Source organism: Elusimicrobiaceae bacterium, assembly GCA_017520185.1.
GTDB lineage: Bacteria > Elusimicrobiota > Elusimicrobia > Elusimicrobiales > Elusimicrobiaceae > Avelusimicrobium.
The window spans coordinates 217,514-242,187 of record JAFXGO010000008.1; the positions used below are offsets into that span (position 1 = coordinate 217,514).

Below are 24,674 nucleotides of genomic sequence, written 5' to 3' on the forward strand. Positions count from 1 at the left end.
CACCCCGTTTTTACGGGATGTTTTTATTTATAAAACTTATTTTAATTTTAAGGAAAGTTCATTGATTTCCGTAATTTCGTAAAGAGAAATTCCGGTCAACTTTTGCCTTTCATTAACAGTGATCGGAGCGGAAAAGGCCTTTTTAAACCCTAGCCGTTGCGCCTCCTCCAATCGCTTATCCATCAAAGGAACTTTAGCAATTTGTCCCAATATCCCCACCTCTGCCAAAAACAACCAATCATGCGGTATGGGGACATCTTTTACAGAGCTGATCACCGCCGCGCAAATGGCCAAATCCAACGCAGGGTCTTTCATCTTCACACCACCGGCAATACTTACGTAAATATCTTTGTTATCCAACGTTAGCCCCACATGCTTTTCAAGCGCGGCAAACAGCATCAAACACCGGTTCAAATCCACTCCGGTAGCCACTCTGCGCGGAAATGGATAATGCGTCGGGCTGGCAAGGGCTTGCACTTCGGTCAAAAGTGGGCGGGAACCTTCTAGTGCCAATGTATAAGCGCGGCCTTTTAATGCAGCGGTGGAAGACGTTTGAGCAAAATATTCGCTGGCATTATCCACACTTTCCAAACCATGCCCCGTCATTTTAAAAAGTCCGATTTCTGAAGTGGAACCAAAACGATTTTTGTGAGGGCGCAACAGACGAAGGACATTGTCTTTCTCCGTATCAAAATAAAGCACGCTATCTACCATATGCTCTAGGATTTTAGGGCCTGCCAACTCCCCGTCTTTCGTGACGTGCCCAAGCACAAAAGTAATAATTCCTTTCGGCTTGCATAAGCGCACCAATTCTGCAGCGCACTCGCGCACTTGAGCAACGGTTCCGGCTGAAGAAGTAAATTCAGGGTGATAGACCGTTTGAATAGAATCTAAAATCAACACGTCGGGCTTTTCTTTTTCTACAGCGGTAATGATATTTTGAATATTAGTTTCACAATGCAGATAAATTTGTGGATTTTTCACTCCCAAACGCTGAGCGCGGCCCGAAATTTGGCTAATGCTTTCCTCTCCGGAGATATACAAAACTTTTCTGTCTTGGGCCAAAGCATCCGCCACTTGCAACATCAAGGTAGATTTGCCGATACCGGGAGCGCCCGCCAGCAGAGTTAACTGTCCTTGCACCAACCCGCCGCCCAATAAACGGTCAAACTCTCCAATATAGGTGGGAATGCGCTTTTCTTGTACGGCTTTACTGTCTGAAAGTTTAACAATTTCGGAAGAAAATTCCGTAAAAGAACGGTTCTTTTTTTCTTTTTTGGATTCTTGTTGCAACACTTCTTCCGTCAGTGTGTTCCATTCTGCGCAATCAGGGCATCTGCCGGCCCATTTAGCAGACTGATAACCACACTTTTGACAGACAAAAACCGTCTTAAATTTCATATTTACTCCTAACGGGCCATCGTAGCCAAGCCAAAGAATGAGGAAATATCTTGGTCATTAAACGAAATATTGGCTTTCACGTTTAAGTAATTGGTCTGCAACGTATCTCTCATCCATGCACCTACGGAGAAATATTTGCTGACGCGGTAATCCACCCCGTAAGACAGATTAGGTTTATTAAATAAACGACCGTTAATGGTGCGGTCACGCCCCCAGTCAGAAAATTCTACACCGGCCGTAAAACGCTGCAAAAACTCATGGTTATAAAACGGCTTAACGTGTAAAGCCACACCGCCAGCACCGCGGATCATACCCGCAGACAAATCCGCCCATTTATTATACAAGCCAAAGCGCAAATCTAACTTGTTGCGTTCTAAATAATCATGTTCGTTTAAAGTATCGTCTTCATTACCGATATTAGACATACCGGCCCGATAATAGGTATATCCGCTGGACGGGAAGATTTCTAATGCCAAATCTCCGCTGGCTACTTGAGTTTTGGGCGCGTAGAAAAAGTCAAAATCCCAATATACGCGAAAGCGACTCATCTTGCCCACAAAAGACTTTACTTCCGTCATGGTGGTCTTGAGTTCGCTGACGCTCTGCTTAACTTGGTCCTTCATTTCTTCATCTTTAATCAAAGCCCCCAACACGCCTTCTTCATTAGAAATAGCGTTCATCAGCGCATTTAATTTATCAGTAATTTGCTCCAAATTTTCCATAGATTGTGTCACATACGGACGCATGGTCATGACTAACTGATTGACATTGGCAGAAAGCTGACGAATATCGCGCATGGCATCATTGAGTTCATGGCCAAAACGTCCCTGATTATTAATACTATCCACCAATTCCCGTACGCTTTTCATGGTTTGGGCCACTTGTTCGTCCATCGGCATTTCATCAAGACCCTTTACATAATCTCCGGTCTGAATCAGACCCAAAGATTGCCGACCCTGCACAATTTTAATATATTTCGTACCAATAATACCTGTCATCACCACAGAAAATTGAGCATCTTTATATAAAGGGATATCTTCGTTAATAGCCAACACCGCCACCACTTTTTGCCCTTCAATCTTGATGGCTTTTACTTTGCCCACTTCCACACCGGAAAGTTTAACAGCCGCTTTTACGGGCAGACCGGATACGTCTGCAAATTCCACGTTTACCTCATAACTGCGCGTAATGGAAAACCCTCCCAGAATGTATAACGAAAATCCTAGAACAATCAATCCTAATATTGTAAAAATACCCACTTTTGTTTCCGGTTTCATATCTTTCACCTTAAATAAAATAACTACACAAATCTAGTTTAATCTTTCATTAATTTCATTTGTATCGGTCCACGACTGCTTCCGTCTACAAATTGTCGCACATACGGATTATCCGTTTTACGAAATTCTTCCGGCGTGCCATAAAGCATAATTTCCCCTTCATATAAAAAAGCAATATAATCGGAAATTTTAAAAGCCGAATGCATATCATGGGTAATCACTACGGAGGTGACCCCCAATTTCTTTTTCATTTCCAAAATCAAATCGCTGATGATATCAGACATAATCGGGTCCAACCCTGTTGTGGGTTCATCATACAAAATACATTTTGGATTTACTGCCAACACACGTGCCAAACTTACACGCTTGCGCATACCGCCTGAAAGTTCCGACGGGTTCAAATGCGCCACATGCTCTTTTAGCCCTACCATAGCCAATTTTTCTTTAACAATGGCAGGATATTTTTCCAGCGGAGTATCGGTTAAGTATTTTAACCCAAAGGCTACGTTTTCCCCCACTGTCATAGAGTCAAACAACGCCCCTTCTTGAAAGAGATAGCCGAAATGCCGCCTCAAAGCCGCCAGCCTCATGGGGTTTTGCTCTTTGGTAATATCGCGTCCGTTGAGCAAAATTTGACCGCTGGTGGCATTTTGCAATCGCATCATACATTTAATCAAGGTGCTCTTGCCCGAACCGGATCCGCCCAAAATGGTGGTCACCTTCCCTTCTTCAATGTTCAGGTTTACATCTTTTAGCACATGATGAGCACCGTAGCTCTTTTTTAAATGTTTAATCTCTATCATCTAAATTCCAAACGCAGTTAAAATAGCGGTTAAAAAGTAATCCAATACTAAAATCATGACAATACACGTCACTACCGCTCCGGTGGTGGATTTACCCACCCCTTCTGCACCTCCGCGCGTACTAATGCCTTTATAGCAACAAACGGTGGCCACTAAAAAACCAAATACAAAAGATTTCAAAAATCCATGCATAAAATCTTTGACTCCCATAAAAGCCGTCACATCACTCATGTACACCTCTCCGGGTATGGCTAAGGCATATTTGGCCACCAAAAATCCGCCAAAAACACCGAACAAGTTGGAAAAAAGTGTCAGAATAGGCACTGTCAGCAAAAAAGCAAACATGCGCGGAATGACCAAATATTGTGTAGGATTGGTGCCTAAGGTATGCAAGGCGTCTAATTGTTCCGTCACTGCCATCGTGCCGATGTGTGCCGTCACCGCAGCACCGGCCCGTCCGGAAATCACTACAGCCGTCAACACTGGCCCTAATTCACGAATAAGAGAAAACGTCACCAAAGTACCCACATAAATGGGGTCTCCAAAAATATTACCAATGGTATTTCCGCCTTGTAAGGCAAGCACCATACCCGTAAACAGGCTGGTCATAGCCGTCACGGAAAAAGAATCCACCCCTATCACAACACATTGATTGATAAATTGTTTAAATTCAAAACGGGAGTGAGCAAACCAATACAATACCGAGCGTACCATATTGGTCGCTTCCCCTAGTTGGGTCATCCAATTTATCATTAATTTTCCAATGGCTGAAATCATAATCTTTTATACACTCTTGGCACACGCGCCGTCAGCAAAGTGGTTATTTCATAGTCAATCGTACCGGCTTTGCGCGCCAACTCCGCAGCAGAAATTTCGTCCGCACCTTGTTTTCCGATAAGCACCACTTCATCGCCCACATGCGCCTCTACTTGAGAAATATCCACCATACACATATCCATAGTAATATTGCCCAACACCGCGCAACGTTTACCATTAATTAAAACTTCCGCTTTACCGCTTAAACTGCGCAAGTATCCGTCCCCATAGCCTACAGGAATGGTGGCTATCTTCATAGAACAAGGAGCCACAAAACTGCGGTTATAACTTACACTGCTGCCGGCAGAAACTTCCTTTTCAAAAACGATACGACTTTTAAACGATAAAATAGGCTCGTACCCTTCCGTCAAACCGAAAGAAGCATGCCCCGCGCGCACCATATCACAATAACAATCCGCTCTGGACTCAATAGCAGAAGATGCGGCCATGTGGCATAAGTTTACCGGTATTTTTTGTTGGCGGACATTGGTCATTGTATCGCGGAAATAGCCCACCTGTTCCTCTGTATAGGCGGGGTCCGTATCCACGCTGGATAAATGAGTAAATAATCCCTCTAACTGCACAAAGGGGTCATTTTCCAATTCTTCCAACACCGCCATCACGCGGCTTCTGCGCGTGCCGATGCGCCCCATACCGCTATCTTGCTTTACGTGACAACGGGCTTTTTTATTTTTTTTACGGGCAATTTCTTTAATGGCTTTGGCGGCAGATAAACTGGCTATCGTGATAGACAAATCATAATCTATGGCATATTCAAATGCCTCAAAAGGATACAAACTGCCAAGTATTAAAATGGGCAAAGTAATTCCGTTCTGTCGAAGGAAAACCCCTTCTTCTGCAGAAGCCACCCCAAAAAATTCACACAGCCCTTTTTCTTGTGCATAAAGGCCTAAATCCAAAGCACCATGCCCATAGGCATTGGCTTTTAAAAGCGCAAGGATCTTCACCTCCGCTCCTATTTTGGTACGGATTTTCTGCAAATTGCGCCCATAGGCGCTTAAATCAATTTCTGCCCACGTGGGGCGAAGCATAGGCAATGTCATTTTAATCAGGTAAAACCATCATTGATTCTTCCGCCGGTCCCATATTTTCCTCATCCGGAGCAGGGTTCGTAAATAAGGTATATTCCATAAGGAAATTTAAAGGAATATCCCCCACCGGACCATTACGTTGTTTGGCAATAATCAACGTAGCTTTGCGCTTTAGGGATTCGTCATCACGTTTATAATAACCGTCGCGGTGAATCAGGGCCACCACGTCAGCATCTTGCTCAATGGAGCCTGATTCGCGCAAGTCGGAAAGTTGAGGTTTGTTGTCTTGACGCCCTTTGTCTTCATTTTTACGGCTGAGCTGAGAAAGGGCCAAAACGGGCACATCTAAATTACGTGCTAATTCTTTAAGCATACGTGAAATTTCAGACACTTCCTGCTGACGGCTTTCGGCACGGCCGGAGGAACGAATAAGCTGCAAATAATCAATGATAATAAGCCCCAATGTTTTGCCTTGTTTGGATAGTTCGTTGGCAAGACGTCTAGAGCGCATGCGAAGCTCAGTAATAGTAATACCCGGTGTATCGTCAATAAATAACGGAGCCTCAGCCAATCGCGCCAACTCACGGGTTAAATCTTTCCATTTGCTACGCGGAAAGAAGCCGTTGCGTACTTGATGTACTTCCGCCATCGCAGCCGAACAGAGCATACGCTCATAAATAGAATGGCGACTCATTTCCAAAGAAAAAATAGCCGTCGGCACACCGGCATTGACGCAGGCATGGTGAGCAATATTTAAGGCCAAAGCCGTTTTCCCCTGACTGGGGCGCGCGCCCAAAATAATCAAATCCGATTTACGAAAACCACCCGTCTTAAAATCAAACTCACTAAAACCCGTAGGTACCCCTTTGACGGGGTTTTTGTCTAAGTGGGCTTTTTCAATCATTTCCATCACTTCTACCGCTAAATCTTTAGAAGCGACAAATCCCTTTAAATCTTGTCTTTGGCTAAGTTTAAAGATTTTTTCTTGTGCAATATCAATCAGTTTTTCCGGTTCTTCTTCCTCTTTGTAGCATTCTTGCACCAAAGAGGTGGCGGTTTTAATCAGGTCCCGCACCAAAAACTTCTTGTGTACGATATTGGCATAGTGTTCCACGTGTGCGGCGGTGGAAACTTTGTTAATCAAATCGGTCAAGTACAACTCTCCACCCACTTGCAACAATAAATTTTGGGTTTTGAGTTCTTCGGTCAGGGTGACAAGGTCCACCGCTTGGCCTTTGTCGGCCAAGTTTTTAATGGCGGAAAAAATCTTTTTATGGTTGTCTTTATAAAAGTGTTCTGGTTTTAAAATATTTAAAGCCCGTTCCACTGCCTCTGCTTCCATCAACATAGAGCCTAAGACGGCCATTTCGGCATCTAATGCTTGAGGCGGTAGTTTTTCTTCCAATAAATTACTAGCCATAAAATCCCCTTTTTTAGCGAAAAATAGACTGGGCTCCGTACGTGCGCGCGGACCCTTTTTCTTATTGTAGCATTTTAGAGCATCAATTTTATTTAAAAAATCTTTGTTATAATAGATATATGAACTGTATATTTTGCGGAATCGTCAGTGGGGAAGTAAAAAGCCAAATCATCTATGAAAACGATGATGTGGTGGCGTTTAAGGACCTTAATCCTCAGGCCCCTACGCATTTACTGATTATCCCCAAGAAACACATCAGCCGCTTGTCTGAAAGTCAAGACGGTGACGGCGAAATCTTGGGTAAGGTGTTGTTAGCCGCCAGAGATTTGGCCAAAAAATTTGATATTAAAGATTTTCGCCTAGTCACCAATAACGGAAAAGGTGCCGGTCAAACGGTGGACCATTTGCATTTTCACCTGATGGCAGGCAGACGTTTTTTGTGGCCGGCAGGCTAAAAGATGTTATAAAAAAACCGCTCTTTAGGAGCGGTTTTTTAATACTGATAAAACTAATTTACGTAGTAGCAACTACCACCACCACTAAAACACTGACTCCATGAGCCTATATTTGTAATTCCGATATCTATACAACAATCTCCCACGCAATTTCTTTCTCCTTTAGGACCAAATCCTAAAGAACAATATGAGTATTGTTTTTTAAAATCGGCATATACACTTTTGGTATTATCATCATTGCAAGGAGGAGCATAATAACTAAAATAATCACTATTACTAACTTCTATCGGCAAATCTGATAGGTTAATATAATTTACTGTAGCACTTGGATTTTCCAAACAATACACTTCACGTGCTTTTTTCAAAGCACTCAAATTTGACCATGCTTCTGCCGTTCTGCTTTTGAGCACCGTCTTTTGATACTGCGGCAAAGCCACCGCAGAAAGGATACCGATAATCAGTACCACTACCAACAACTCAATCAGCGTAAAACCGCCGACATTATGTTTAGACATTTTTTTCATATCCAAAACTCCTTTTTATTTTTAAAAAAAATCAAGCCAAGAGGCACCTCTTTTTACCGACGGGGAAAAATCCTTTTTCTGTCTTTTTCCGTTCATATTTACACGCTTACGTGTAGCTTTCCAAATACGTATGCAATCCCTCTGCCTTTGCTTGGCGAACGCCGGCTTCATAGAGTTCTTCGGCTTCTTCCACTTGACCCATCGCATAAAGCACTTGTGCCAATGCTAATTTGGTCAAAATTTGGCCGCGCGTCTCATCGGAATTGTCAAACAATTCACGCGCTGCTTGCAAATCAGCCAAAGCCTGCGGCAGTTTATTTCTGCGTTTTAAAATATCGGCTCTACCCCATTTCACAAACCCCAAATCCACCTTATCGCCAATACCGCTATAAAGGACATCAGCTTTGTTGTAATGGCGCAGGGCCTCATCATACTTACCTTGTTGGCGCAGACCGTTGGCCATACCGCAGTTGGTATAGGCTTTGCCGAATAAATCTTCGGTTTTATTAAAAATCTTTTCAGCCAACTTATAATTTTTTACACAATCGTCAATTTTGCCTGCAATGCGGCTAATACCGGCTAAACCGCAATATCCGTAGGCCAGATTAATTTCATCACCGCATTTTTTGGCATGTTTGATGGCCAGTTTAAATTGGGCAATTCCTTCCTGCAGCATTCCTTTTAAACGATAAATCCCGCCTTTGGCCCAACAAATAAAACTCATACCGGCATAGTCTTTTTCTTGTGTATAAGCGGCCAATACGGCATCTAATATTTCCAATGCCTCATCCAGTCTCCCCCACGCACGCAAGGCCATGCCCATTTCTTGCATAGCACGGACAACATACTCATCATATTCAAGCTCTTGTGCCATCTTCAATGCGTCTTCGGCCAACTCATATGCAGCAGAAGATACGCCCAATGTTCTATAACAGGCCGCCATCGCTAGTAAAATATCCATGCGTTCTTCGGCTTGCAAAGTCGCTTTTAAGGCTTTGGCATAGGTTGCAATAGCCGGCTGAAAAGAGCCGAGCAAACGATGAGCCTCCCCCAATAAAAACAGAGCGGCAGAGTCCAAATTTTTCTTATTCTTCAATGCGTCTAATACTTTAGAAGGCTTTTCTTCCAGCCAAACTTGCAATTCTTCTATATTTATTTTTGCAGCCATGATATCCTCTTTTTACGTAAAAACCACCCTAAAGCGGTCTGCTTACATTTTTAAATACTTCTTAATTTCTGCCATACTGGCAGGCAAATCGTAAGGCTTGGGGATAAAATAATCCGCCCCCGCTTCAGTAGCGCGCAAACGGCTATCTTCATCTACCAAAGTAGACATGATCACTACGGGTATACGCCAAGTGGCGTTATCCGTCTTTAAGAGTTTGCAGACTTCAAAACCGCTAAGTTTGGGAAGCATCAAATCCAACAATATCAAATCCGGTTTTTCACGCTTGGCAACGGCTACCCCCTGCACGCCATCGGCAGCCCAAACAACCTGTATGCCCTCTATTTCCAGGGCACCTTTCAGCGCGCCGGCCAATGTTTTGGAGTCTTCTATCAGCACCACTCTTTTCATTAGATTTGCTCTATACTGTCTCTAAATTTTTTACCTAAGCGCACATACTCGCGCGCATTTTGAAGCATGGAATTAATCTCATCTTCCGTCAATTCCCGCACTACTTTGGCCGGTACTCCCATTACCAAAGAACCTGCCGGAATATTTTTCCCTGCCGTCACCACTGAACCGGCACCAATCAAACAATTCGGGCCGATTTCACTTTCCAGCACCACTGCGTTCATACCAATCAAACAATTATCGCCAATTTTACTGCCATGTACGATAGCCCCATGCCCCACCGTCACTCCACGCCCAATAATGGCAGGACAATTATAATTGACATGCACGCAGGCATTGTCTTGAATATTACTATTTTCCCCCACCACGATTTCGGCAATATCGCCCCTTAATACTGCACAGGGCCAAATGGATACATTTTCTCCCAACGTGACGGCACAAGACACCACCGCCGTCGGGTGAATATAGGCAGTAGGTGCGGTCTTAGGTACCAATTCATCCATTCTTTCCTTCATACAGGGCCCCCTTTAATTTTTTGGACTGACGTGGTGTTTCTGACAGTTGCAGTCCCCAATAAATAAAAATACTCACAATGCCCGGAATAACGTAATACACGACTCTATAAATAAGCGTAGCCATCAAGGCTGCATCCCAATCAATCCCCATCTGCGAAAAAACGGCCGTCATGGCTAGTTCCATCGCTCCGAGTCCGCCGGGAAGTACGGGAATCAGGGTGGTCACCATACCTACGGCAAAGCCCGTCACCAAACCGGCCGCAGACACATGCACTCCCACCGCACAAAAAGCAAAGTATAAAACCAAAATGGTAAATAACCAATCGGCACACACATACAAAATGGCACCCGTCAATTTCTTCTTTTTCTTGTGAATCAAATTAATTCCCTCATCTAACTGATCAACAAAGGTATCATAACGACCTTTGGGGATTAAAGCACGAAAAAGATGAAACAAAACTTTGTTGATTAAGCGGAAAATACGACGCACCCATTTAGAACGCCACTCGTTGTTAAACAAGAAAGCCGTAATACACACACATATAGCGCACATAACAACAATTATCAGTACATTTTTCAAAATTTGCATAGTTGTAGCGGAAGAATTAAAAAACATCAACACCGACCCTTGCAAAATAATTACCGCCAACACGAAATACAACAATACACTGATAACAATACTTGCAGTCACACACATGCCAAACGGCACTCGACGACGATTAAGCAAATGTGCGCGCAACGCAAAACCGCTGACCCCAAAACTAGACACCACGTAATTAACCGTCGTAGACACTAGGGCAATACCAATGGCGGCCCCTTTATTGATACGGCGCCCCATAATGCGTAATACTTCATACAGACTAAGGCCCATAGCCACATAAATCATCATGGCAGAGGCTAAGGATAGGAAAAGATATTTGGTTTGGACTTGTTGCCAAATTTTAACAAAACTGTCTTTGGCCTGATAAACCAATAACGTAATAATCCCCAAGGAGAGGATAATCCCCAACGTATAAACCCAAAATTTAATGCTTTTTTTCATAATCAAAAATATTCGCGCGCACGCGCGCAATAAGGCTTTCATAAATTATATAATTTATTTCCTAACAATTTAACAAAAAAACGGCATTATCGCAAGCAAAAAGAGTTTTCTATGAAAAGCATTAAAGTAATCGGAGCCAAAGGGCATAATTTAAAAAATATTACGGTAGAAATACCCAAAGAAAAAATGGTTGTAGTGACAGGTCTTTCCGGCAGCGGAAAAAGTTCGTTGGCATTTGACACTATTTATGCAGAAGGACAACGCCGCTACGTAGAAAGTATGTCTGCCTATGCTCGGCAATTTTTAGAACTGATGGAAAAGCCCGATGTGGAGCATATTGCCGGCCTTTCTCCGGCCATCTCCATAGAGCAGAGGAACCCTTCTAAAAACCCGCGCTCCACCGTAGCCACTGTGACGGAAATATACGACTATTTGCGTTTATTATTTGCCCGCATCGGTCAACGCCATTGCCCCCAATGCGGCAGACCTGTGCAAAGTTGGTCCGTACAAGCCATTACTGCTGATATTTTAAAAAAATTCGAAGACAAAACCGTTTATATTTTTTCTCCCATTGTGCGAGGCAGAGCAGGCACCTACGAAGAACTGTTTGCCAAACTAAAAAAAGAAGGTTTTGTCAAAGTGCGCGTTAACGGCATTATTTGCACACTGGATACGATCCCCACTTTAGAACGCTACAAAAAACATACTATTGAACTATTGGCCGATGAAATTTATGTAGAAGAATTTGAACGGGAAAGAATCGTGGAGTCTTTGGAGTTGGCATTAAGATATTCCAAAGGATTAGTTTCGGTGGAAGAAAGTGAAGGGAACAAACCTTTTGCTTTTACTTATAGCGAAAATAATGCCTGCGCCCATTGTGGTATTGGGTTTAGTGAATTGGAACCGCGCTTATTTTCATTCAATTCTCCTTACGGAGCCTGCCCTGAATGCAATGGATTAGGTATTAAAATAGAAATTGCCGAAGATTTAGTCGTGCCGGATACATCCCTTTCCATAAATCAAGGAGCCATCGTTGCATGGGACAACCCCGTCACTACGCGTACACACCGATGGAAAAATTCTTGGAGTGAATATTATTACGACATCTTAAAACAAGTTTGCCGCCAAGCCAAAATCAATATGAATATTGCATGGAACCAATTGCCTCAAGCACAACGGGATCTGCTTTTATACGGAACGGGCGGGGCTCAATATACTTCCGTCATTTCAGGCAACAGCCAAGATTTTGAAGGTGTCATCACCAATTTAAAGCGTCGCCATGATGAAAGCGAAAGCGACTTTGTAAAAGAAGAAGTTTACAACCGATTTATGCGCGAAATTACTTGCCCCGTTTGTGAAGGAAAACGCTTAAAACAGGAGGCTTTATCCGTATATATCGGCGGAAAAAACATTGCTCAAATCGTGGCGATGCAAGTTTCGGCGGCGAAGGAATTTTTTGACTGTCTGCAATTAAATGATAAAGAAAAAACGATTGCCAAAGATGTGCTGAAAGAAATCAAGGCCCGTTTGGATTTTTTAAACAGCGTAGGGCTAAGTTATTTGACGTTAGAACGCAAAAGCCAAACACTTTCCGGCGGGGAAGCCCAGCGCATTCACTTGGCCACCCAAATCGGATCCGGACTAACGGGAGTTTTGTATGTACTAGACGAACCTACCATCGGCCTGCACTCGCGCGATAATGACCGTCTGATTGCCACCTTAAAAGATTTGCGGGATCTGGACAACACACTTATTATCGTAGAACATGACAAAGATACCATTTTGGCCTCCGATTGGGTGGTGGAATTGGGCCCCGCTGCCGGAGAGCATGGCGGAGAAGTAGTCAGTCAAGGGCCTACAGCTGAGTTTTTAAAGGATTCTAAATCCCTCACCGCCTCCTACCTTAACGGTACTCGTTGTATTTTACCCCCAGAAACCTTGCGCTGCGGCACCGGAAAATATATTGAAATTTTGGGAGCTCAGCAATTTAACCTTAAAAACATTGATGTCAAAATTCCGTTAGGCAAAATGATCTGCGTGACGGGGGTATCCGGCTCGGGCAAGAGTACACTCGTACATCAAATTTTATACAAATCCCTCGCTCAAAAGTTTTATCATGCCAAAGAAGTGGCCGGCAAACACAAAACCATAAAAGGGCTGGAAAATATAGATAAAGTAATTATCGTTGATCAAAGCCCCATCGGCAAAACACCGCGCTCTAATCCGGCCACCTATATCGGCCTGTTTACCCATATTCGCGAACTCTTTGCCGAGATGCCGCAAGCCAAACGACGCGGCTATAAAGCGGGTAGGTTTTCTTTTAACGTAAAAGGAGGCCGCTGCGAAAAATGTCAGGGAGACGGTATCTTAAAAATACAAATGCAATTTTTACCGGATATTTACGTACGTTGTGAAGAATGCAACGGCAAGCGATTTAATGAAGACACTTTACAAGTGACATTCAAAGGTAAAAATATTGCAGACGTATTAGAAATGAGCGTTTCGCAGGCATTAGAATTTTTTGACTCTATTCCCAAAATTAAGCGCTATTTACAAACCCTGCAAGATGTAGGATTAGGATATATCAAGTTGGGGCAAGCGGCCACCACTTTATCCGGCGGAGAAGCCCAACGTGTCAAATTGGCAGATGAACTCTCTCGCAAAGGGACCGGTAAAACTTTGTACATTTTAGATGAGCCTACTACCGGCCTGCATTTTGCTGATATTGATAAACTTCTACACGTCTTACATGGCTTGGCAGATAAAGGAAATACGGTACTGATTATTGAGCATAATTTAGACGTCATTAAAACTGCCGATTGGTTGATAGACTTAGGACCTGAAGGTGGAGATAAAGGCGGAATGATTGTGGCGGAAGGAACCCCCTATCAAGTGGCACAGAACCCTCATTCCTATACAGGACAATACCTCAAAACAGAACTAAACGAAGTGGCCGCATTTCGTAAGGCTAACGGCTTACCGCCGGCCACAGGCAAAACGGCTAAAATAAAAACAAAAGAAACAGAAACCAAAAAACAGAAGAAAAAATCTTCCTCCCAAAAATAATACTAAAGGCCGCTGTTGTACACGCGGCCTTTTCTAACCCTAAATACTAGCAGACAAAAACGTTCCCCCCTGTTATACTGATAGTATAGATTAGCCGCATAGGGGGAATGTATGCATGCAAGTATATGGAAGCGTTTTTGGGCATTTGTCATAGATGTCTTGATATTTGCCATACTTTTTTGGATATTGGCACAGTTGATTGATAATTTCACGCTGTCTTTGCTGATGTTGGTGATTATCTGGCTCTATTATGCCCTGTTGGAAAGTTCGCCGCAGCAGGCTAGTTTGGGCAAACAACTTTTGGGTCTAAAAGTAGTGGATAAGCGTGGCCAGCGTTTGAGTTTTGGAAAAGCCACCAAGCGCTTATTTTCCCGTTTGGTGACTAATTTTACTTTTTACTTTGGCTTTTTTTCCGCAGCCTTTGATAAGCAAAACCAAACATTGCATGACCGATTAAGTAAAAGTTTGGTGGTAGAAAAAGATACTCCGTTTGATCCGGACCATTACGTAGAAGAAGACGAACCGGTACTTACGTTAGTGACGGTGATATCGGTCTTATTGGCAGTGGTATTTGTTTCTTTGTTGGTATGGTGGGTGGTACTACCGCAATATCAAAACTTCCACGAAAAGGTGAGTTTAGCACCCATGAGCGATAACCTAAAATAAATCCTAAACAAAAAAATCCCGCTCCTAAGAGCGGGATTTTTTATATTTCAAAAGTAATTCGTGTTCCGTCAACTTCTATTTCTTTACCACCTAAGGCCATGCATAATTCTTGTCCTTTGGTATTATCCCCGCTACAAAGATGTTTATTTCTATAATTTTCTACATGATAAAAAGGGCCTGCAAACGTAATATGGTATTCATATTCAGAGTTTATTCTCCAAGCATATGGGTTGGCACAACCGCCTTCATCACAGATATATTCAAAATTCTTTCCAGTACATATTGTGTTATCTCCGCAATCCATCCCCGACAGAGAAATTGCCAACTCATCAAAACCACACATGATCTCACCAGGGTTGCAACCCCCTTTTTCCAAACAACACACGTTGGCAGCATCTTGTATATTTTTTAATAAAGTCATGGCTTCGCTCGTACGGGTTTTTTCCACTGCTTTTTGATATTTGGGTAATGCTACTGCAGATAAAATACCGATAATCAACACAACCACCAATAGTTCAATCAAAGTAAAACCTTTTTTCATAATCCCTACTCCTTTCATAATATCTCGATAAGACTATTAAACAAAAAAACCGAGTCAACTTTCTATTTTTTTCCCAACGAAAAAACAACCAAAAAAAGAAGTTTTCCTTTCCTTGCCGTTTTCCGCCGATATTTAAAAGGCCGATAAAAACTCGTTTTTAGGAGTCTTCTGTTTTGTGTGGGTGCGTGCTCTTAACCACGAGTTCACAAAATTGCCTAAAAACAGGTGTTTTTATATTTTATCGGATAGCAGCAGACTTTCTTTTTCAGCAATGAGAAAAAGTAAGGAAAAATCCCGCTCCTAAGAGCGGGATTTTTTGATTTAAATCTTATTCTACTACCAAAACTGATCTTCCGTCTTTTTCTTCTGCATAAGGATCGGTGGTTTGCTTACCGTCTACTATATATAAAAATTTATATGTTCCGGGAGAGATGGAAAGTGTCGTTTCCCAATAGCCGTCCTTTTTCTTCAAGGCGCGGGGTTTGGCCATCGTAAATCCACTGACCACCGCCACCTTATCGCCTTCTCCGTAGTAGCGGAAAGTCACTTGGCGGTATTTACTTCCGGCCTTTTTCTTGATAATAATACTTTCCTTCTTTTCTTCCGGTTGAGCGACCGGTTTTTCTTCTTCCGCTACGGGGGCTACCTTTGGCTCCGGCACTGCAGGGGTTTGCACTTCTTCCACCACAGGGGTCACTACTTCCGGCTCAGCAGAAACAGTCAGCACTTCTTCCGGTTCTGCCGCTACAGACACTTCCTCCAAAGTTTCCTCTACCGCTATGGCAGGAGTCTTGGCAGGATCTTCCGGTGCGAGCAGACGAGCAGAAAGGTTTTTATACAAGAAAAACCCGAACACACACAACAACACGACGTCTACAATAATCAAGAACAACCAAATGTCTTTATTATTGCTTTGCGTGGGGAGTTTGGACCCAAACTCTGCTACTTCGGAGGTGTTATTTTTTTCGTCTACCATAAGATCCTTTTAAAAAAGAGCGGGCGAAGGGAATCGAACCCTCGTCTAGAGCTTGGGAAGCTCCCATTCTACCATTGAACCACGCCCGCATAAATTATCTCAGCGTCTATATTATAGCACTTTTACCGCGCATTAGGCGGTTTTTTTACCATATTTACGCTGTATAAAAGCCAAAGCCGTTTGTTTATCCGTCACTTCCCCCTCCACCTGCGCTATGGCCAAACTTTCCAAAATCTCTCCGATAAGCGGAGAAGACGGCAAACACAAAGCCTGCATCACTTCCCTTCCGTCAAGAAGTTTAGAGGGTTTTATTTTTTTAGGAGAATCAAAATATTTTTTTAATAATAGGCTCAACACCTGCATATGGCGCAAGGTTTTGCCCACATTTTCCGTCTTTTTAGCTGTTTCAATACTCATCAGTTTATCAGCACTTTTAGGCAAAATGCGCCTCAGTTGAGCATCTGTAATATAGCTGGTATAATCGGCCCAACATAGCAGCAGCATCGGCAAAGCCGCGTCTGCTAAATCGCGGAAAAATTTATAAGCACCTTTGTCTGTAATTACATCATTACTGGCCAGATTACTCGGGCGAAGATGCTCTGCAATCATAGCGCAAATCAGGCGGTTATCGGCTTTACTGTAATGCAAATTGTCCAAAATCTTGCGCGCCATTTGCGCCCCTTTTTGCTCATGATAAAAGAAACGCAAGCGATCCCCTTGCACTTTGGCAGTAGCAGGCTTAGCGATGTCATGCAAAAGCACCGCCATTTTAAACAAGGCTTTGTTGCTACTTATTTTTTCCAGTTTTTTATGATATTTGGGAAAAGCCTTTTGCAAATTTTCCAACAACCACTCTTCTCTCCTAAAACAATCCAATGTATGCTTAAGCACTCCGCCTTTTCCATAATAACATTCGGCACACGTTCGTTGGTCTTCAAGCGCTGGAAACAAAGCCGTCAACAAACCCGTTTTTTCCATCAGTATCACATTTTCATACGCACGCGGGGTGTTAAAAAGGCGGGTTAATTCTTCTTGCACTCTTTCACCGGCAGATTGAACAATTAAAGCAGCATCTTTTTTAATTTGGCGCAAAGCAGAAGCAGACAGAACCAATTTATGCTCTGCCGCGTGGCGGAAAGCACGCAACATGCGCAGCGGATCCTCTTGCAAAACGCGGCTATGATTGAGCCTAATTTGACGTGCGCACAAATCCTGCACACCGCCCTTTAAATCAACCAAAAATTTCTGTTGGATTTTTTTTAACCGCACTTGCGCCTTTTGACCTTTGTTTTTTTCAACTTCTATTTCAATCGGAGCAGTGACAGGATAAGCCAAAGCATTAAAGGTGAAATCTCTACGAAGCAAGTCTTCTTTTAGGTCTTTTCCTTGAAAGGCGGTCAAATCTATTTGCAAATTTTCTTTGCGCGTGACCAAACGCCACACACCGAACTGTGCGTCCATTTCAAACGTAGCCGCTTTAAGATATTTAGCCAGGCTTTGGGCCGCCTCTTTTACACGAGATTTTGGCAAAGCCAAGTCTATATCACCGGAAGGTTTTTTAAGTAAAGAATCGCGCACTACGCCGCCCACAAAATAGGCGTCAGGAACATACGTTCGTAGTGCGCGGACTAAATCCATCTTATTGCTCTTTTTCTTCAACTTCGCCCTCAGCGACGCGTTGTTTCAATTTTTCGATAGCATCTTCGCGCAATTTGCGTTTGAGTACTTTGCGTAAGCTGTTGCGCGGTAATTCTTTCACAAATTCAAAATCACGCGGACGTTTGTAATTGTCCAAATTCTGTTTTAAGAATTTACGGAATTGATCATCAGTCAATTCAGAATTTTCCGTTTTGACGGCATAACATTTAATAAATTCTCCGCCTTTTCCATCGGGCACACCGATAATAGCAGATTCTTCAATACCGGGACAGGTGTTAATAGTGGCTTCCACTTGAGCAGAAAACACTTTCAAGCCTTTGATAATAATCATGTCTTTTTTACGATCTTTAATGAAAATAAATCCGTCATCATCAATCGATACAATATCGCCGGTTTTAAACCAGCCATCTTCGGTGAAAGCATCTTTAGTTGCTTGCGGATTACCAAAATAACCGCGAAACACGTTCGGCCCTTTGACGCACAACTCACCCTCACAGTTGCGTGGCACTTCGTTTCCGTCATCATCTACCACCAATGTGCTTACAGACGGAATAGCCGGACCGACAGATTTAATTTTCTGTAATTGTTCCGTATTTACACTGACTACAGGGCTGGTTTCGGTCAATCCATATCCTTCCAAAATCTTCACGCCGATTTTTTCTTCAAAGCGTTCTTTGATTTCCAGCGTTAACGGAGCAGCGCCGGATACGGCAAAGCGTACATTTTTAAACGGCCAGAATTGTAAGTACAATCGTTTAAAACCTTTGGCTTCTTTGGAAAGTACGGCCAAAATCTGCGGCACAGCTAACAGCAAGGTCACCTTTTCGCTACCCATCGCTGAAAGCCATGTCTTAGCCGGCATCACATTAGCCACAATGACCACTTTTAAATTTAAGTAAAGCGGAAGAACCACACAAGCCGTCCATGCAAAAGAGTGGAACATCGGCAACAAACACAAGAAGCAGTCATCATCATTAATCTTGAAGATTTGTGCGGCAGAAATAATATTGCTGGCTAAGTTTCCATGCGTTAACATGGCACCTTTGGGTTGACCGGTAGTGCCGGAGGTATAAAGAATAAAAGCATCGTCTTCCAACTGAGCACAGGCACCGGCAGTTTCTTCGTGACAAGTAGATTTTTCGATTTGTTCCCAGAAAAGTTCCACAAACTCTTTATCTTGAGCAATGGTAGGCACAGAATCTACAGAAAAAACATATTTCAAATCAGGCAAAGAGGGTTGCACCTTTACATAATGGCGTATAAACTCGGACTGAGTCACCACTGCTTTGGCACCGGAATTATTTAAAATAAAATGAAGTTCTTCTTGTTTGGTGACCATGAAGTTCATCGGAATAGCAATAGCCCCGATTTTATAAAGGCCATAGTTGGCAACAATCGTATCAATAGAGTTGCGCAAGGCAATAGCCACGCGGTCACCTTTGCGGATACCATGTTCCCAGTACATGTCGGCTGCACGGTCCACCTTCATCAATAGTTCCAAATAGGTCAGCTTCTTACCAGTGCTTGCTTCCGCCACAGCTACTTTTTGCGGATAGCGAAAAGCACTGTCACTTAAAGATGTATATAAATCTTTTCTTCTAATCATAAGAACCTCTCCTAAAAATATCCTTATACTATATTGTAGCTTAAATTTAACCTTGTCGGGGGTCTAATATATCGCGAAAGCCATCTCCCAACAAATTCCACCCCAGCACAAACAAGAAAATTGCTCCCCCCGGTACGACCACTGTATACCAGTACGCAAAGGTATTTACCCCATCGCCCAACACCCAATTTCTCGACATAGCAATCAACTGTCCCCAATCTGCCGTACCCGGCTGGGCACCTAATCCTAAAAATGACAAAGAAGCCGCCGTCAACACAATGTAGCCAATATCTAAACTAGCCACCACCACTGAGGGATAAATAGAATTAGGCAAAATATGTTTAAGCAGCAATCTGGGCCCCCGCGCGCCCAAAGCCCTGCTGGCCGTCACAAAATCTCTATTTTTTACTGACAACACATCTCCGCGTACCAAACGCGCATAAGATGGCCATGCCACTGCTGTCAGCGCAATCATCATATTATTTAAATCCGGCCCCAACATAGCAGCAATCACCATTGCCAAAACTAAAGAAGGTACGGCAAAAACCACATCGGTAAAGCGCATAATTACCTCATCTGTTTTTCCACCAAAATAGGCCGCCATCGAACCCAAAAAAAGCCCGATTAAAAAAGCAAAAAAAGTGACGGTGATTCCCACCTTAAATGCCAGCCTTGTCCCCCACACAACGCCATAATACAAATCATATTGCTGTTCAGAAGTTCCGAACCAATGTTGAGATGAGGGCGCTTGCGGAATGATTTCATAACTGTGTTGTGGAATTTGATAAGGATTATTAGCATTAGATGCAGGGGCTAAAACAGGTGCCAACAACGCAACCAATGCAAAAAAAGCCACCAAAACAAACCCGACTAAAGAGGCTTTATTCTTCACAATACGTTTAAAAATACGCTTATTCACTGAGTTTTATCCTCGGGTCTACCGCCGTATATAAAATATCAGACAGCAAATTCCCCAATACAAATAATACGGCCACCATCAAAGAAAATCCCATAATACCGGCAATGTCTAATTGTTGGGCGGCCGTCACCCCAAAACGTCCAATACCCGGATAATCAAAAATCGTCTCCACAATCACTGTTCCGCCCAACAAACGGATAAACTGTATACTGGCCAGTGTAATAACGGGAATGATAGCATTTTTACCGGCGTGCTTATAAATCACAGTGGTCTGCGGTAATCCTTTGGCCCGCGCGGTACGCACATAATCTTTGCCCAATTCTTCCAACATACTTGAGCGCATCACGCGTACCATCAATGCAAAAGAACCGATACACAAAGTAAATGCCGGCAAAAACAAATGCCGCAACACGTCTGCAAAAACACGCAAATTGCCATTGAGCAACGCATCTACCAACAACAGCCCTGTATATTGATGAAAAGAAGGCCCATGAATAGTGACGTCGGTCATAACGGAATAGCCACCCGGCGGAAACCACCCGAGTTTTCCATAAAAAAGCATCAGCAGCAATAGACCCAGCACAAAAATCGGCAGCGAAAACCCACCCACCGAAATCAAACGCGTCAGCACATCTTGCCATTTATCTTTTTTCACTGCCGACAATGTCCCAAACCAAATGCCCAACAAAAGCACCAGAAAAATAGTGGCAAAAGCTAGTTGAACCGTAGCGGGCAAATATTCTCTAATCGCAGTAGCCACCGGCATATTAGCACTATGACTATATCCCAAATCTCCCTGTAAGGCACTTGCTAACCAACGGCCATACTGCTTAAACACATTGTCGCGCAGACCATATTTTACAATTACCTCCTCCATTGCACCCATTTGACGAGGATCTTTGATGTACAAAGATGCACGCATCTCAGGGCTGAGCCGTTGGGTCAACAAAAACAGTAAAAAAGTCACACCCAACACCACCAGTGGCAATAAAAGAAGTCTTCGTAAAATATAGCGAGTCATATCTATCCGCGATAACTGAGCACCGTATCTAACACCACACGTGCTATCTTGTAAAAATCAGACAAAATCAAATATTCTTCCGTAGAGTGGCATTTTTCTACCCCCACTCCGATATTGGGCAAATTTAATCCATGTGCAAACATGACATTAGCATCACAGCCACCGCCACAAGCAACGGCTTTTAAGTTTACTCCATGTTTACGGGCAGCGGCCAATGCTAATTTGACCGCCGGAGCAGTTTTGGATATATTTTGAGCGGCATAACTCAATTCAGTCTTAATTTCAATTTTCGGTTGAATTGTTTTTCCGTCTACTTTTTTCACAAAAGATTTAGCCGCTTTGGCAAAACAATCCTTCATATGTTTGATTTGCTTTTCCAATTTTTTAGCATTTAGACTGCGCACTTCCCCTTTCAAACTCAGTTCTGAAAGGACTGCATTGATAATTCTTCCACCGGAAATAACACCAAAATTACAAACCGTCTCTGCATCTACGCGGCCGTGTTTCATCAGGCTCATGGCTTTAGTTAGCACTTCCAAAGCAGAAATGCCTTTTTCGGGGCAAACGCCCGCATGAGCAGAAACCCCATGAATCACCACATCAAAATTATATTTTCCGGGACCGCGCACTAATAATTCTTCAACACTTTCATTATCCAAAATCAACCCGTCTTTCCCTTTGACTTTGGTATAATCCAAATTTTTCGCACCTCTCATACCGCTTTCTTCACACAAAGTAAAAATGGCCTGAACGGAAGGGTGTTCTTCTTTTCTTTCTTTTAAGGTTTGCAAAATTTCCAAAATAATGGCAATGCCGGCTTTATCATCTGCACCCAAGATAGTCGTTCCGTCGGAAGTGATACGGTCTTTCTTAATACAGGGCTTTACTCCCACACCGGGAAACACCGTATCCATATGGGCTGACAAAATAAACGGCTTGCCCGATATTTTGCCTTTTAATGTAGCAATGATATTACCCGGAGCATCGGTGTTAAATTTTTTACCGGCTTTATCCACATATACCTGACAACCTATTTTTTTCAATTTTTCCACTAAAAACTGATGTATTTTCCCCTCTTGAAAAGACTCGCTGTCAATTTGCACTAATTCTAAAAAAGTATCCAACAATCTTTTTTCATTTAACATTTTTCCCCCTATATGGCCCACGAACTTTTGTTATCTTTAAACGGTAAACGCACACACGCACAATAATGGCCTTTTTCTTGAGTTTCTGCCAAACCCTTTTTCTTATCACAAAGATGGGATTTGTAATACCGACAACGTGGTGCATACGGGCAAGGCTTTGCTTGCAAAGAAGCATTGTATTTTGCAGATAGCGGCTCTCTCTTTTTTTGCAAAGCAGGATTGGGCAACGGAACGGCCGAGAGCAAATCTTCCGTATATGGGTGTTGCGGATTTTTAAGCAGGCTTTCTGCCGGAGCACACTCCATTATTTGCCCTTGATACATCACCGCTATTCTGTCACATAAAAAACGAGCCACGCCAAAATCGTGCGAAATAAACAACACACTCAAACCACGTTTACGGCTAATTTCTTTCAACAAATTTAAAATTTGCGCCTGCACGGATACATCTAAAGCAGATACAGGCTCATCTGCTACTAAAATCTTAGGCTCTAAAGCCAAGGCCCGCGCAATGGCGATACGCTGGCGCTGACCGCCTGAGAACTCGTGCGGATATCGGGCCAAATGGGCAGAATCTAAGCCTACAGACTCCACCAATTCTTTTAATTTTTTAGCACGCAATGCTTTTTCTTTATACAGGCCATGTATGTCCCAAGGTTCTGACAAAATTTGTCGCACCGTCATGCGTGGGTCTAAACTAGAGTAGGGGTCTTGAAAAACTACTTGCAACTCTCTACGCAAATGCTGCAATTGTGCTTTGCTGAGTTCTTTTAACTCTTTACCTAACACCTGCACAGAACCAAATTGATATTTTTCAAGCCCCAAAATCACTTTGGCTAGGGTCGTTTTGCCACAACCGGACTCTCCTACCAAGCCCAAAACTTCATGCTCATGTAAGGTAAGATTGACCTCCTGCAAAATGGTTTTTTCTTGCCTTTTGCTAAACCAGCCTCCTTTTCGATAGGCTTTAAATAAGTTTTTAATCAACACAGGCGTGCTCATGCCTTCTCCTCCCAAAGCCAACAACGCACCTCATGCTCATTTTGTTTAAAAATAGGAGGCAAAGACTCCTGACATTTAGCACAGGCTTTCGGACAACGCGGCGCAAACGGACAGCCTTTTAAAACCATTCCCGCTACCGGCGGATATCCCTCAATGGCAGGCAAAATCTCCTGTTTTTGATTTACAGACACCAAAGAACTCAAAAGCCCCTGCGTATAGGGGTGTTTAGGATTAGAAAACAAATCCGACACGTTTGCTTTTTCTACACAATAACCACCGTATAAAACCAGCACTTCATCAGCCACGTCTGCCACAATGGCTAAGTTATGCGTAATAAAAATCGCCGCCATGTGATTTTGTATTTGTAAATCTTTAATAAGTTTTAAAATTTGTGCTTGAATGGTGACATCTAAAGCAGTGGTAGGTTCATCGGCAATTAAAATATCCGGACGCAGACACAATGCCATCGCTATCATAATGCGCTGGCGTTGCCCGCCGGAAAACTGAAAAGGATATTCCTTCATTCTTTCACGAGCATTGACAATGCCCACTTTTTTTAACAAACGCTCAGCCGTTGCTTTGGCCCGCAAACTTGTGCAAGATGTATGTGCTAAAATAGTTTCTGTTAATTGGTCTCCCACCGTACGGATAGGGTTTAAACTGGTCATCGGGTCTTGAAAAATCATAGAGATTTTAGCCCCGCGTAATTTGCGCAATTGCTCAGAAGAAAGCGTCAGAATGTCTTTATTTTTAAAGTAAATATGGCCGGAAGTTATTTCTCCTCCCGTCGGCAGGAGGTTTAAAAGAGATAGCGCGTGAACCGTTTTTCCGCAGCCGGATTCCCCCACTACGGCAAGGACTTTTCCTTTTTTTAATTGATAATCAATTCCATGCAAAACTTCGGCCGTACCCAATTCTGTACGAAAGGCCACTTTTAAGTCTTGCACTTTTAGCACTGTTTCTTCGCGCTCATTCATGCTAATATTATACTATTTTACTTCTATTTTCTAACAAAAAACCCCGCCGATTTGGCGGGGTTTTGCAGAGAAAATATTTTATCTCGGGATTAATATTTTTACTACCTTTTGGCAGTGTTGTCTGCCGTTTTGTGCTTTAAAATCTACCAAGCCAAAGTATACTCCGCGTGCTACTTTCTTGCCATGATCGTTCGTGCGATCCCAGAAGCATCTTAA

22 protein-coding genes, 1 tRNA gene and 1 pseudogene are annotated in these 24,674 nt (G+C 43.0%); 3 read left to right on the forward strand and 21 right to left on the reverse strand.

Annotation, left to right across the window (positions count from 1 at the left end):
* Positions 1 to 36: 36 nt before the first annotated feature.
* Genes radA through dnaB form a run of 6 tightly spaced genes read right to left on the reverse strand, consistent with a single transcriptional unit; the run spans position 37 to position 6,769 of the window.
* The gene (radA, locus tag IKL48_01635; GenBank protein MBR3603384.1) at positions 37 to 1,401 is read right to left on the reverse strand and encodes a DNA repair protein RadA; all 1,365 of its coding nucleotides are present in this window, start codon (positions 1,399 to 1,401) and stop codon (positions 37 to 39) included.
* 8 nt (positions 1,402 to 1,409) lie between these two features.
* Positions 1,410 to 2,678: an MCE family protein gene (locus tag IKL48_01640; protein MBR3603385.1), complete on the reverse strand. Its 1,269-nt coding sequence runs from the start codon at positions 2,676 to 2,678 to the stop codon at positions 1,410 to 1,412.
* A gap of 38 nt (positions 2,679 to 2,716) precedes the next feature.
* Complete coding sequence (locus IKL48_01645; GenBank protein MBR3603386.1) at positions 2,717 to 3,481, reverse strand: ABC transporter ATP-binding protein; 765 nt, start codon at positions 3,479 to 3,481, stop codon at positions 2,717 to 2,719.
* Positions 3,482 to 4,258 (reverse strand): ABC transporter permease, encoded by a 777-nt coding sequence (locus tag IKL48_01650; protein ID MBR3603387.1) that lies wholly within the window; start codon positions 4,256 to 4,258, stop codon positions 3,482 to 3,484. It abuts the gene before it with no gap.
* Positions 4,255 to 5,361 carry an alanine racemase gene (gene alr / locus IKL48_01655; GenBank protein MBR3603388.1) on the reverse strand — a complete coding sequence of 369 codons (1,107 nt, stop codon included), beginning with the start codon at positions 5,359 to 5,361 and terminating at the stop codon, positions 4,255 to 4,257. Before alr ends, IKL48_01650 begins: the two co-directional genes overlap by 4 nt.
* Position 5,362: 1 nt before the next feature.
* Complete coding sequence (gene dnaB / locus IKL48_01660) at positions 5,363 to 6,769, reverse strand: replicative DNA helicase (GenBank protein ID MBR3603389.1); 1,407 nt, start codon at positions 6,767 to 6,769, stop codon at positions 5,363 to 5,365.
* A 119-nt stretch (positions 6,770 to 6,888) separates the two neighbouring features.
* Here dnaB and IKL48_01665 point away from each other — a divergent pair, with 119 nt between their 5' ends.
* Positions 6,889 to 7,224, forward strand: coding sequence for a histidine triad nucleotide-binding protein (locus IKL48_01665; protein MBR3603390.1), 336 nt, complete (start codon positions 6,889 to 6,891; stop codon positions 7,222 to 7,224).
* 416 nt (positions 7,225 to 7,640) lie between these two features.
* Here the strand turns inward: IKL48_01665 and IKL48_01670 are convergent.
* The 5 genes and pseudogenes from IKL48_01670 to IKL48_01690 all read right to left on the reverse strand — a co-directional run bounded on the left by IKL48_01670 (position 7,641) and on the right by IKL48_01690 (position 10,881).
* Positions 7,641 to 7,748, reverse strand: a pseudogene (locus IKL48_01670) (prepilin-type N-terminal cleavage/methylation domain-containing protein).
* A 106-nt stretch (positions 7,749 to 7,854) separates the two neighbouring features.
* On the reverse strand, positions 7,855 to 8,916 hold the full coding sequence (locus tag IKL48_01675; protein MBR3603391.1) for a tetratricopeptide repeat protein: 1,062 nt from the start codon (positions 8,914 to 8,916) through the stop codon (positions 7,855 to 7,857).
* Between the two features lie 42 nt (positions 8,917 to 8,958).
* Positions 8,959 to 9,324: a response regulator gene (locus IKL48_01680; protein MBR3603392.1), complete on the reverse strand. Its 366-nt coding sequence runs from the start codon at positions 9,322 to 9,324 to the stop codon at positions 8,959 to 8,961.
* The gene (locus IKL48_01685; protein MBR3603393.1) at positions 9,324 to 9,839 is read right to left on the reverse strand and encodes a gamma carbonic anhydrase family protein; all 516 of its coding nucleotides are present in this window, start codon (positions 9,837 to 9,839) and stop codon (positions 9,324 to 9,326) included. The genes IKL48_01680 and IKL48_01685 overlap by 1 nt, the downstream gene beginning before the upstream one ends.
* Positions 9,820 to 10,881 (reverse strand): flippase-like domain-containing protein, encoded by a 1,062-nt coding sequence (locus tag IKL48_01690; GenBank protein ID MBR3603394.1) that lies wholly within the window; start codon positions 10,879 to 10,881, stop codon positions 9,820 to 9,822. The genes IKL48_01685 and IKL48_01690 overlap by 20 nt, the downstream gene beginning before the upstream one ends.
* A 111-nt stretch (positions 10,882 to 10,992) precedes the next feature.
* Between IKL48_01690 and uvrA the strand changes: the two genes are divergently transcribed.
* Together uvrA and IKL48_01700 are read left to right on the forward strand one after the other, a co-directional pair.
* Positions 10,993 to 13,947, forward strand: a complete 2,955-nt coding sequence (gene uvrA / locus IKL48_01695) for an excinuclease ABC subunit UvrA (GenBank protein ID MBR3603395.1) — start codon at positions 10,993 to 10,995, stop codon at positions 13,945 to 13,947.
* Positions 13,948 to 14,058: 111 nt separating this feature from the next.
* Positions 14,059 to 14,613: an RDD family protein gene (locus IKL48_01700; GenBank protein MBR3603396.1), complete on the forward strand. Its 555-nt coding sequence runs from the start codon at positions 14,059 to 14,061 to the stop codon at positions 14,611 to 14,613.
* Positions 14,614 to 14,653: 40 nt separating this feature from the next.
* Here IKL48_01700 and IKL48_01705 read toward each other — a convergent pair whose 3' ends face one another.
* From IKL48_01705 to IKL48_01750, 10 genes are all read right to left on the reverse strand, one after another.
* Entirely contained in the window at positions 14,654 to 15,154 is a 501-nt protein-coding gene (locus IKL48_01705) for a prepilin-type N-terminal cleavage/methylation domain-containing protein (protein ID MBR3603397.1), read from the reverse strand.
* 328 nt (positions 15,155 to 15,482) lie between these two features.
* Entirely contained in the window at positions 15,483 to 16,130 is a 648-nt protein-coding gene (locus IKL48_01710) for a glycogen-binding domain-containing protein (GenBank protein ID MBR3603398.1), read from the reverse strand.
* Positions 16,131 to 16,148: 18 nt separating this feature from the next.
* A tRNA-Gly gene (locus IKL48_01715) sits at positions 16,149 to 16,219 on the reverse strand.
* Positions 16,220 to 16,262: 43 nt separating this feature from the next.
* On the reverse strand, positions 16,263 to 17,768 hold the full coding sequence (locus IKL48_01720; GenBank protein ID MBR3603399.1) for a CCA tRNA nucleotidyltransferase: 1,506 nt from the start codon (positions 17,766 to 17,768) through the stop codon (positions 16,263 to 16,265).
* A gap of 1 nt (position 17,769) precedes the next feature.
* Positions 17,770 to 19,395 (reverse strand): AMP-binding protein, encoded by a 1,626-nt coding sequence (locus tag IKL48_01725; protein MBR3603400.1) that lies wholly within the window; start codon positions 19,393 to 19,395, stop codon positions 17,770 to 17,772.
* 46 nt (positions 19,396 to 19,441) lie between these two features.
* Positions 19,442 to 20,314, reverse strand: a complete 873-nt coding sequence (locus IKL48_01730; protein MBR3603401.1) for an ABC transporter permease — start codon at positions 20,312 to 20,314, stop codon at positions 19,442 to 19,444.
* Positions 20,307 to 21,335, reverse strand: a complete 1,029-nt coding sequence (locus IKL48_01735; GenBank protein ID MBR3603402.1) for an ABC transporter permease — start codon at positions 21,333 to 21,335, stop codon at positions 20,307 to 20,309. The genes IKL48_01730 and IKL48_01735 overlap by 8 nt, the downstream gene beginning before the upstream one ends.
* A 2-nt stretch (positions 21,336 to 21,337) precedes the next feature.
* Complete coding sequence (locus tag IKL48_01740; protein ID MBR3603403.1) at positions 21,338 to 22,480, reverse strand: M20/M25/M40 family metallo-hydrolase; 1,143 nt, start codon at positions 22,478 to 22,480, stop codon at positions 21,338 to 21,340.
* An 8-nt stretch (positions 22,481 to 22,488) separates the two neighbouring features.
* Positions 22,489 to 23,481, reverse strand: coding sequence for an ABC transporter ATP-binding protein (locus IKL48_01745; GenBank protein MBR3603404.1), 993 nt, complete (start codon positions 23,479 to 23,481; stop codon positions 22,489 to 22,491).
* On the reverse strand, positions 23,478 to 24,458 hold the full coding sequence (locus tag IKL48_01750) for an ABC transporter ATP-binding protein (GenBank protein MBR3603405.1): 981 nt from the start codon (positions 24,456 to 24,458) through the stop codon (positions 23,478 to 23,480). The genes IKL48_01745 and IKL48_01750 overlap by 4 nt, the downstream gene beginning before the upstream one ends.
* Positions 24,459 to 24,674: the final 216 nt, after the last annotated feature.